The 10,525-nt window shown below is 42.7% G+C and carries 12 protein-coding genes and 1 tRNA gene; 10 read left to right on the top strand and 3 right to left on the bottom strand.

Annotated features, from left to right (window positions below):
• Positions 1 to 119 precede the first annotated feature (119 nt).
• A tRNA-Met gene (locus ABWO12_RS11250) sits at positions 120 to 192 on the top strand.
• A gap of 46 nt (positions 193 to 238) precedes the next feature.
• Positions 239 to 1,123 carry a GTPase Era gene (era, locus tag ABWO12_RS11255; RefSeq protein ID WP_073363160.1) on the top strand — a complete coding sequence of 295 codons (885 nt, stop codon included), beginning with the start codon at positions 239 to 241 and terminating at the stop codon, positions 1,121 to 1,123.
• 113 nt (positions 1,124 to 1,236) lie between these two features.
• On the opposite strand, the gene ABWO12_RS11260 is transcribed toward era, so the two are convergent.
• The gene (locus ABWO12_RS11260) at positions 1,237 to 1,743 is read right to left on the bottom strand and encodes a hypothetical protein (RefSeq protein ID WP_353089042.1); all 507 of its coding nucleotides are present in this window, start codon (positions 1,741 to 1,743) and stop codon (positions 1,237 to 1,239) included.
• Between the two features lie 93 nt (positions 1,744 to 1,836).
• Here ABWO12_RS11260 and der point away from each other — a divergent pair, with 93 nt between their 5' ends.
• The 5 genes from der (at position 1,837) to ABWO12_RS11285 (ending at position 6,331) form a co-directional block, all read left to right on the top strand.
• On the top strand, positions 1,837 to 3,147 hold the full coding sequence (gene der / locus ABWO12_RS11265; protein WP_073363164.1) for a ribosome biogenesis GTPase Der: 1,311 nt from the start codon (positions 1,837 to 1,839) through the stop codon (positions 3,145 to 3,147).
• A 5-nt stretch (positions 3,148 to 3,152) separates the two neighbouring features.
• Positions 3,153 to 3,785 carry a 7-carboxy-7-deazaguanine synthase QueE gene (locus ABWO12_RS11270; protein WP_353089043.1) on the top strand — a complete coding sequence of 211 codons (633 nt, stop codon included), beginning with the start codon at positions 3,153 to 3,155 and terminating at the stop codon, positions 3,783 to 3,785.
• A complete protein-coding gene (locus ABWO12_RS11275) occupies positions 3,786 to 4,583 on the top strand; it encodes an energy transducer TonB (RefSeq protein WP_353089044.1) in 798 nt (265 codons plus the stop codon).
• Positions 4,584 to 4,684: 101 nt separating this feature from the next.
• Positions 4,685 to 5,110 (top strand): DUF2059 domain-containing protein, encoded by a 426-nt coding sequence (locus tag ABWO12_RS11280; RefSeq protein ID WP_353089045.1) that lies wholly within the window; start codon positions 4,685 to 4,687, stop codon positions 5,108 to 5,110.
• A 63-nt stretch (positions 5,111 to 5,173) separates the two neighbouring features.
• On the top strand, positions 5,174 to 6,331 hold the full coding sequence (locus ABWO12_RS11285; RefSeq protein ID WP_353089047.1) for an aminotransferase class V-fold PLP-dependent enzyme: 1,158 nt from the start codon (positions 5,174 to 5,176) through the stop codon (positions 6,329 to 6,331).
• 24 nt (positions 6,332 to 6,355) lie between these two features.
• On the opposite strand, the gene ABWO12_RS11290 is transcribed toward ABWO12_RS11285, so the two are convergent.
• Positions 6,356 to 7,057: a class I SAM-dependent methyltransferase gene (locus tag ABWO12_RS11290; protein ID WP_353089048.1), complete on the bottom strand. Its 702-nt coding sequence runs from the start codon at positions 7,055 to 7,057 to the stop codon at positions 6,356 to 6,358.
• 33 nt (positions 7,058 to 7,090) lie between these two features.
• Here ABWO12_RS11290 and ABWO12_RS11295 point away from each other — a divergent pair, with 33 nt between their 5' ends.
• Complete coding sequence (locus ABWO12_RS11295; protein WP_353089049.1) at positions 7,091 to 7,588, top strand: YkgJ family cysteine cluster protein; 498 nt, start codon at positions 7,091 to 7,093, stop codon at positions 7,586 to 7,588.
• Between the two features lie 41 nt (positions 7,589 to 7,629).
• Positions 7,630 to 7,854, top strand: a complete 225-nt coding sequence (locus tag ABWO12_RS11300) for a hypothetical protein (protein ID WP_353089051.1) — start codon at positions 7,630 to 7,632, stop codon at positions 7,852 to 7,854.
• Here the strand turns inward: ABWO12_RS11300 and ABWO12_RS11305 are convergent.
• The gene (locus ABWO12_RS11305) at positions 7,851 to 9,152 is read right to left on the bottom strand and encodes an exo-beta-N-acetylmuramidase NamZ family protein (RefSeq protein ID WP_353089052.1); all 1,302 of its coding nucleotides are present in this window, start codon (positions 9,150 to 9,152) and stop codon (positions 7,851 to 7,853) included. The two genes, ABWO12_RS11300 and ABWO12_RS11305, sit on opposite strands and share 4 nt — an antisense overlap.
• A gap of 4 nt (positions 9,153 to 9,156) precedes the next feature.
• On the opposite strand from ABWO12_RS11305, the gene ABWO12_RS11310 reads away from it, so the two are divergent.
• Complete coding sequence (locus ABWO12_RS11310) at positions 9,157 to 10,392, top strand: ABC transporter permease (protein ID WP_353089053.1); 1,236 nt, start codon at positions 9,157 to 9,159, stop codon at positions 10,390 to 10,392.
• The last annotated feature ends 133 nt before the right edge of the window (positions 10,393 to 10,525 follow it).

A 10,525-nucleotide genomic window follows, 5' to 3' on the forward strand; every position in this document is an offset into this window, starting at 1 on the left:
CTATATCCGAGTTTAAAGCCCTGTGAATCACAGGGTTTTTTTATGGCCTCAAGTTTTTTATTTTTTTCAATTCATAATTTGTATTTCAAATAATAGTCTTATATTTGCACCCGTAACAGAGCGGGATAGAGCAGTAGGTAGCTCGTCGGGCTCATAACCCGAAGGTCACAGGTTCGAGTCCTGTTCCCGCTACTAGAAACCCAGCAATTGCTGGGTTTTTTCATTTAATCCCATTATCATGTCACACAAAGCCGGTTTCGTCAACATCATCGGGAATCCCAACGTAGGGAAGTCTACCTTAATGAATGCTTTCATCGGAGAACGCCTTTCTATCATCACCTCCAAAGCACAAACCACGCGTCACCGTATTCTAGGTATTGTCAACGGCGACGATTTTCAGGTTGTACTATCCGATACGCCAGGGATCATCAAACCGGCATACGAACTTCAAAATGCCATGATGGATTTTGTGAAAACCGCTTTTGAAGACGCCGATGTGCTTTTGTACATGGTTGAAATTGGCGAAAAAGAATTAAAAGACGAAGCCTTTTTTAACAAAATAATTCACGCCAAAATCCCCGTCCTCCTCTTGCTCAACAAAATCGATACGTCCAACCAAGAACAGTTGGAAGCACAGGTCGCACTGTGGCAAGAAAAAGTGCCCAATGCCGAGATTTTTCCCATTTCAGCGCTGAAAAATTTTAATGTCAAAGAGGTTTTTGACCGTATCCTTGCCCTATTGCCCGATTCGCCGCCCTATTACCCCAAAGATGCCCTCACTGACAAACCCGAGCGTTTTTTCGTCAACGAAATCATCCGCGAGAAAATCTTACTCAACTACGACAAAGAAATTCCCTATGCCGTCGAAGTAGAAACCGAGGAATTCAAGGAAGAGGAACACATCATTCGCATCAAAGCCCTCATCATGGTGGAGCGCGAAACACAAAAAGGAATTATCATAGGCCACAAAGGCGGTGCACTCAAAAAAGTAGGCACCATGGCGCGGGAAGACATGGAGAAATTCTTCGGCAAACAAGTCTACCTCGAAATCTTTGTCAAAATCAATAAGGATTGGCGCAGCAATGCCCGACAATTACGTCGTTTCGGGTACAATCAAAAATAAGGAGCAGCATGTCTCGATTTCTTGCGAATGCCGAGTCCTGCTGTCCGCACTACCTCCCGGCCTAACGGCTTCGGCAGGGTAGTTGGCTCCCATCAGGGCTATACAGTGAGCTTCTACCTCGATTCGTGTTGTAAAGCCTCTTCCATCAAAGCCTCCAAGTCATGCATTTGGTCAATACCTTGCTCGCGAATCTGGCGGGCTACGACATACAACATGAACCAAACGCCCACCATCATGCCCATGATAAAAATGTTCCAAAGAATGGGCTGCTTTAACGTCCAATTGGAATACGCCATAACGCCAAAAATCACAAATACACCCGCTACTATAAAATGCAAAAACATAAATAACGTCCATAAGGTCGGGTCGGGACCAAATAATCCACGAATATGCGTTCCCGATTCAGGATGGGATTCCAATTCCAAATGCAAATGCGGCGAGTAATACGCGCGCTGCGGCCCCACAATGTGAAACCAAATATGCGTGTCATTGACCTTAATCGTGAACTCCGCAGGGCATTTCGATTTATAGTGTTCAAAAAGCGCTCGAACTTCAGCAACCGTTTCGGGTACATCCTTGTAAAAGCGCAACCGTAATTGAATAGCATTTTCGTTTTCCATGGCAAGGAATAGGAGTTTGATTTTAACTAAGATACAAAAAATTAGATACCTCCAGCCAACTTTATTACCTTTGCATCCCAATTTAGAATACGTATGAACAATATCGTCGCCATTGTAGGGCGCCCCAATGTAGGGAAGTCTACTTTTTTTAACCGACTCATTCAACGAAGAGAAGCTATCGTCGATTCGGTGAGTGGGGTAACCCGTGATCGGATTTACGGAAAAAGTGAATGGAACGGTAAAGAGTTCTCGGTCATTGATACCGGGGGATACATCAAAGGTTCTGACGATATCTTTGAAGCCGAAATTCGCAAGCAAGTCGAACTCGCCATCGAAGAAGCCGACGCCATTATTTTTGTCGTTGATGTCGAAGAAGGAATCACACCCATGGATGCCGAAGTCGCCAAATTATTGCGAAAAGTGACCAAACCTGTACTTTTGGCGGTCAACAAAGTCGATTCCGCTAGCCGTGAAAAAGACGCTTTCGAATTTTATAACCTAGGCTTAGGCGAATATTTTACCCTTTCAGGAATGAACGGAAGTGGTACGGGCGATTTACTCGACAAACTTGTGGAAGTGCTCCCCGAATTGCCCGAAACCCCCGATGAAGAGGAAGTTTTGCCCCGTTTTTGTGTAGTAGGACGTCCGAATGCCGGGAAATCGTCTTTCATCAATGCCTTGATTGGAGAAGACCGCTATATTGTTACCGATATCGCTGGAACCACCCGCGATGCCATCGATACCCGATTTACCAAGTTTGGTTTTGACTTTAATTTAGTCGATACCGCAGGAATTCGCCGTAAAGCCAAAGTGAAAGAGGACCTAGAATTTTATTCCGTGATGCGCTCCGTAAGGGCAATCGAACATAGCGATGTGTGTATCCTCATGGTCGATGCTACTCGCGGATTTGAAAGTCAAGACCAGAATATCTTTTGGTTGGCACAAAAAAACCGTAAAGGAGTCGTTATTTTGGTTAATAAATGGGACTTGATTGAAAAAGAAACCATGACCATGCGAGAATACGAACTTCGAATTCGTGAACAATTGGAACCGTTTACCGACGTGCCTATTTTGTTTATTTCGGCCTTAACCAAACAACGATTACTCAAAGCATTGGAAGCGGCTGTTACCGTTTATGAAAACCGTAAACAGCGTATTGCGACCTCCAAATTTAACGAATACATGTTGGACTTGATTGAGCGTTTTCCACCTCCCGCTTTAAAGGGCAAGTACATCAAAATCAAATACTGTATGCAGTTGCCCACACCAGTGCCACAGTTTGTGTTTTTTGCCAACTTACCCCAATATGTCAAAGATCCGTACAAACGATTTTTAGAAAATAAAATACGGGAAAACTGGAATTTTTCCGGCGTTCCCATCGATATTTACATTCGCGATAAATAGATTTCATGCTCACACAAGAAGTACAAAAAGCGGTTGACAGAGGCGAGCTGTTGCCCCTTATGGAAGAATTCTACACCATTCAAGGAGAAGGATTTCATACCGGAACGGCAGCCTATTTTATTCGTATTGGCGGTTGTGATGTCGGGTGCCATTGGTGTGACGTTAAAGAAAGTTGGAATGCCGATTTACATCCCCCGACAGCAGTCGAACATATCGTAGCGAATGCCCAAAAATATGCCGATACTGTGGTCGTTACAGGGGGTGAGCCCCTAACATGGGACATGACACTACTCACTGAATCTTTAAAAGCAGCACAACTACGTGTACACATCGAAACTTCAGGAAGTTATCCCGTGACCGGACATTGGGATTGGTTTTGTTTGTCGCCCAAAAAGAACCGATTGCCTGTTCCCGAGGCCTTCCAAGCCGCCGATGAATTGAAAGTAATCATTCACAACAAACACGATTTCATCTTCGCCGAAGAGCAAGCCGCTTTAGTCAATCCTAAAGCCATTCTTTTCTTGCAACCCGAATGGAGTAAACGCGAGCAAATGACGCCGCTCATCGTTGAGTATGTGATGCAACACCCTAAGTGGCGTGTTTCGCTTCAAACCCATAAATATTTAAACATCCCTTAAGTGAAAAAAGTAATGCTTTGCGTGATGTATTTGTTGACGCTCGTTGCAGTTGCTCAACCGATGCAACCTCCTAAGATGCCCGTATTTCCCAACACGACTTGGCCAACATTTGAAGATTTTTTAGAGAAACAATCTGGTGTAGCTTGGGATGCTTCATTAGAATACCGGTTTACTATTCAATTTTATATTGATGAAGACGGTTCGGTCAAATATCCAACAGTACTTTACAATACGCACGAAGCTATTGCCCAACAGCTTTATACTACCATTCCAACTTCTCCCAAATGGAGTAGAGAAGGAATGTCGCCCGACCTCATTACAAAAGTGGAAAAAAAGCTAACCTTCAAAGCGGGTAAATGGGAGGTGAAAACGAAAATGATGTCGTATAGACTTGCAAGTATTGGTCGATCAGAATTGCAAAGTCAGAGCAAAGTGGTTTTTATGCCCCAATATGAAGCGCCAAAAACAGATGTTAAACAAGACGACGACATTTATAATGTAAGTGGCATTGAAGCTAAACCCGAATATCCAGGTGGACCAAATGAATTTTATAAGTTGATTGCAAAGCACTACCGAACTCCTGATGTGCCGGGTTTGAATGGCACTGTAATTGTATCCTTTGTGATTGAAAAAGATGGTACGTTAACCGAATTGAAAGTGCTTCGAGATATTGGTTACGGTACAGGGGAAGAAGCCATCCGTGTCTTAAAACTATCGCCGCTGTGGCAACCCGCCACGCAAAGAGGCGTGCCTGTTCGGTGCCGTTATTTGATACCCATAAAGATTAAAAATAATTAAAATAAGCACTATTCATAACAAATCAGTAACAAAAAAAATGTTTTTGCGTCTAAGAAATTAAATGTAAAAGCGTACATTTATAACCATTAATAAAACATATCATGAAAAAATTAGTTTACACATTCGCATTTGTTTGCGTTTCCTCTTTCGCAATGGCGCAAGCCCCTGCAAAACCAGTTGTTGATGAAGCTTTGAAAAAAGAATGTTTAACCGTTATTGAGGCAAGTGGCTCAGGAAATGTGCTTAGCGGATATAAAGATCAATTGTTGGGGCAAGTACCCGACGATAAAAAAGCGGCGTTCATAATGGAGTTTGACGCTATGATGGCAAAAATTAATGATAAAACAGCTGAGGTTTATGCGCAAATCTACACTAAAGAGGACATCAAAGCGATGATGGCATTTTACAACAGTCCTGTTGGTAAAAAAATGAAAGAAAAATCCGGTGAAGTCAATCAGAAGTCTCAAGAAGCGATGATGGAAATTCAAGCAGACTTACAAGCGATGATGATGAAATACATGCAATAATCAATGCAAAAACCTAAAGAAGTCCTGAACAGTTTGTTTGGGATTTTTTTTTGACCTATTCCTATGAAAACACATTTTTTATTAGATCCAACGATTACTTTCTTAAATCACGGTTCTTTCGGTGCGACACCCCGACCCGTTTTTGAAGCCAAAATGGGTTTCCAACGCCAAATGGAAACTGATCCAGTGCATTTTATCCAAAAAAAATTACCCATTTACCTTAAAGAAGCTAAACGTCCATTGGCTGAGTTTCTTGGTTGTGAGACCGCCGATTTTTTCTTTACACCCAATCCCACCCAAGCCATCAACACCATCATGCGTAGTTTGCAATTGCAACCGGGGGACGAAATTTTAGCCACCAATCACGAATACGGTGCTATGGATCGCACGTGGCATTTTTATTGTAAAAAGTCGGGTGCTAAATACATTCGCCAAAATATCACGTTGCCGATTAAATCCAAAGAGCAAATCATAGAAGATTTCTGGGAAGGGTATACCTCCAATACGAAAGTGGTGTTTATCAATCATATTTCGAGTTCGACTGCACTCATTTTTCCTGTCAAAGAAATTTGTGACAAAGCGCAAGAGCTAGGTTTAATTACTATCGTTGATGGTGCGCATGTGCCTGGTCATATTCCGCTAAATTTGTGCGAACTCAACCCTGATTATTACACGGGAACGCTACACAAATGGATGTTGGCCCCCAAAGGAAGTTCGTTTTTGTATGTGAAGAAGGAGTTTCAAGCCGACCTTGATCCGTTAATTGTGAGTTGGGGCTACGAAAGTTTGTTTCCCAGCGAAAGTCAGTTTTTGGATTACCATGAATACCAAGGCACCAACGATCATTCGACCTATTTATGTACCCCGCAAGTAATCCAATTTTTAAAGGAAAATGACTGGGAAACCCATGCCAAGTACTGTCGTGCAATGGTGCTGCAACACTATCCACGGTTTTGTAAATTATTAAGCAGCCAACCGATTTGTCCTGTGACCGAGGAATTTTTAGGGCAAATGGCCAGTATTCCAGTATGTACGTCAAAACCTTTGGAACTGAAAGAAGTCTTGTATTCCAGATACCACATTCAAATTCCAGTAATGCCCTTGAATGAGGGCGTGTATTTGCGGTTTTCAATCAATGCGTACAATACGGAATCCGATTTAGATACCCTGTATGCGGCGTTATGGGATATTATCCAAACCACGGATTTGATTGAAATATAGAGCCAGATAATTATCTGGCTCTATTTAAACCGTTAACCGCGCTAAATAATCATAATTTTTACCTTCGGCGACCAACTCACAATGGAAACCGTTGGCTAAGGCTGCGTTTTGTAGCGTATTGTAATCCAAATACAACCACGGGAATTGCTCTTTTTGCCCTTTGTAATGGAGGGTAAACTCGAGTTCGCCATAATAACCCGTATCCGGAATCCAACGTCCGCCGTCTTCGTCTTCGTCAAACATGTAAATCAGGTCCGAACTGTCAATGAGAATTTGGCCCCCCGGATTCAAAAGGGATTTTAATTTTTGGAGGTAAGTGGCGGTTTGATTCAGTTTACCAAAAATTCCGGTGCCGTTCATCAGTAATAGTATTGTGTCAAATTGGGTTTCGGACTTGTAATCGAGTACCGAACATTGAACGCAATGTTGAATATTTTGTAAACGACAAGCTTCGATGGCATGCGAAGATTGATCCAATGCCATTACATCCATCCCCTTTTGTTGGAGATATAAGGCATGACAGCCCGCACCCGCACCAACATCCAAAACCTTTCCTTTGGCGAGTTGCAGCGCTTTTTGTTCGAGCAGCGGCATATTTTGATACGAACGAAACAAATACACCACGTCCATTTCGTCTTCTTCAGAAATCGAAGTTTCCGTAAGTAAGGGTTGCGGATTATTTTGGGTGTAAAAATCGAGGAGGGCTTGGCCGAATAAATCCAACATGATTGTATTTTTGCACAAAGATACCGAGCAACGTTGAAACCAGCATTACACGAATTAGCAAAATTGGCCAAAGAGCGCCAGAGTGAGAACAAAAAGTATTTTGACAAACTCAAAAAACATCCGCCGCGCGATTTGGATTACCAGATGCAGGAGTTGCATGAGCGTGAATTTAAAAAAACGGATTGTTTGCAATGTGCCAATTGCTGTAAAACTACAGGGCCATTATTTACGTCGGCCGATATCGAGCGAGTTGCCAAACATTTCCGCCAAAAGCCCCAGCAATTTATAGATCAATATTTACGAATTGATGAGGATAACGATTATGTATTGAAAAGTGTACCCTGCACGTTTTTGGATGCCGAAAACTATTGTACGATTTATGAGGTGCGACCCAAGGCTTGCCGCGAATATCCACATACCGATCGAACGAAGTTTTATCAAATCGCAAACTTGACCCTACAAAACGTTTCCATTTGCCCAGCGGCTTTCAATATTGTCGAGGAAATGAAAAAAAGAATTCCGATGAAATAATATTTTTTTGTAGCATTCGTTTTGTAAAAAACACACTACGTATGCGGCATGTATTTATTCTTCTCGGGATTTATGGGGTCGGGTTGGGACTTACCTTATATGGAGCCTACATCGATACCGATGTGCCTCAGTCTGGTCATTTTTCGTTGGGAATGGAAATTGTTTGCATGTCCCTTATCGTTTTTGGATTGCTTGCTGGAATCTTTTATAGTTTGTTTTTTACCTTCAAGGGGTTAAAACGGATTTTGGAACAACGTTTTGCTTAGTACAACAAATAGGGCTGACGCATTTTTTTGAAAGCTTCAAGGCCATTTTTCCACGAATCCCTAATCGCCTCTTCTGATACTCCAGCTTCAATTTGTTTACACAACGTTTTGGTTCCTGCCAATTTGGTGAAAAAATCATTGAAGAAAGTCGTTTTATCTTCTGTATTTGCATACGCTTTCAAGAGCCATTTTAGTTCAAGCCGGTTAACCTTTTCAATTTTAGATAAATCCTCTCCAAAACATTTTAGTCCTTTATGCGGCGGTTCTTTAGCACCAAAATTTGGTTCTGGCGTAAATTCATAACGCATATTTTTAAGGAAGGGCGAACCGTAAATTTGAAATTGCAAATCCGTACCGCGTCCCACACTTACATTGGTGCCTTCAAAAAAACACAAGCTTACATACAGATTTATGGATTGGTCGTTGGGTAAATTCGGGGATGGCCGCACCGGTAAGCTATACGGCATGTCGCGTGTGTAATTCAAACACGGAATCACGGTGAGCTGACATTGAACGCCGTTTTTCAACCATTTTTCCCCATTAATCATTTTCGCATACTCCCCAATGGTCATTCCATGAAGAACAGGTATCGTGTGCATGCCTACAAAACTAGTATGCTCTTTTTCCAAAACAGGGCCGTCAACGATGCCGCCATTCGGATTGGGTCGGTCCAAAACAAATAAGGGGATGTTATTTTCAGCACAAGCTTCCATAATGTAATGTAAAGAGGAAATATAGGTGTAAAAACGCGCGCCCACATCTTGCAAGTCAAAAACCATGACGTCTATACCTTCCAGTTGCTCAGGTTTGGGTTTTTTATTGTTGCCGTATAGTGAAATGATAGGCAAGCCCGTTTTGGTATCTTTCCCATCTTTAATCAATTCCCCAGCATCGGCTGTGCCACGAAAACCGTGTTCAGGGGCATATATCTTTTGAACATTGATGTGGGATTCTAAAAGAAAATCGACTATGGATTGACTATACTGTTGAAGATTGTTTTGCGCATCGCGTTTATAAAAGTATCGAACGGTAATAATTTTACCATTGGGTAAGGTGTCATTAGTAGCATTGCTGGCAGTAAGTAGTCCCGACGGATTGGTGATAATTCCGACTTTCTTCCGTTTTAAAAGCGGTAAGTAGGATTTAGTATTTTCAGCTCCGGTGAGTAAAATTTCTTCCGATTGTTTGATAATGAGTGCGCTTGTGCTATTGGTTGGTCTTTTCTTTTGCAATCCACTACACGAAACGATTAGCAAAACCAAGAATAAAACAGTACTTTTGAGCACCCAATTACGCATACGATTGAATTTAGAATTTTTCATAGCAAAACGCCTCACGGCTTCCAAAAAGGTTAAAAGTAGTGTTTCTGCCCCAATTATAAAAATTGCAGTGGTGGCGATCGCTTTAGGAATTTTTATGATGGTACTCTCCGTCGCCACGGGTGTGGGTTTGCAACAAAAAATTCGAGAGAAAGTGGCTGCCTTCAACGGTCATATTGTAATTAGCGCCTTCAATGGCAATGCCTCCGAAGTAAGTACCGAACCCATCGCACTCCACCAAAAATTCTACCCAAAGTTTACCGCCGTAAATGGTATCGATCATGTGCAAGCCGTGGCGACCAAAGCTGGGGTCATCCGCACAGCGAGTTCCTTTGAAGGGATTTTATTTAAAGGAGTTGGAACCGATTTTCGCTGGTCGGCCATTCAAGAGTATTTGGTTGCAGGTACGATTCCCAAACTTGGCAAAGGCTACTCCCACGAGGTTTTGATTTCACAGTACTTGGCCGACCGACTCCATCTGAAGGTTGGAAGCCAATTCAATACGTTTTTCTTAGCGCAAGGTCAAAACACCTTGCCCAAAGCACGACGGTTTACGGTGTCTGGAATTTACAACTCGGGCGTTAAAGATTTCGACTCGGTTTATCTCATCGGCGACATCAAGCACGTGCAACGCATGAACCGCTGGCGCCCAGACCAAGTGGGCAGTTTTGAAGTCTTTGTGTCCGATTTTAATCGCATCGCCGAAACGGGTCAAGCCGTGTATCAAGAAACAGGGTCGCTGTTAAATACCCAAACCATCACCGAAAAATATTATTATATCTTCGATTGGCTAAAGCTTTTCGATTTTAATATCCTTATTATCTTGTGCGTCATGATTGCCGTTTCGACCATCAATATGGTGGTTGCATTGTTAGTGCTTATCTTAGAGCGAACGCAAATGATTGGCATACTCAAAGCCATGGGGGCGATCAATTGGTCGGTACGGAAAATCTTTTTGTACAATGCGCTACACCTTATCGTGCGCGGTTTGCTGTGGGGCAATGGCGTTGCCTTGCTCGTATTGTACATTCAAAAGTATTTCGGAGTCATTCGTCTCGATCCCGAAAGCTATTATGTGACCACCGCGCCTGTATCCATTGATTACGGCTATATTGCCATACTCAATGTAGGCACTATTCTCGTGTGTTTGCTAGTGCTTCTTATTCCTTCCTATATTATTACGCGTATCGTGCCCTCCAAAACCATTCGCTTCGATTAGTTTTAGGCAGCACGTTGTTTTTAGGTTCTTGTGCATGCGGGTTCCCGTGCTATGCTTTACCGGCCCCTTAGAGCTATCGCCGGGGCAGGGTGCCGCGTCGCCCGGGGCTGTGTTGTGGGCTTACTGCTTCTGA

It is taken from the genome of Flavobacterium sp., from assembly GCF_040379285.1.
In the GTDB taxonomy this organism is placed as follows: Bacteria; Bacteroidota; Bacteroidia; order Flavobacteriales; family Flavobacteriaceae; genus Flavobacterium.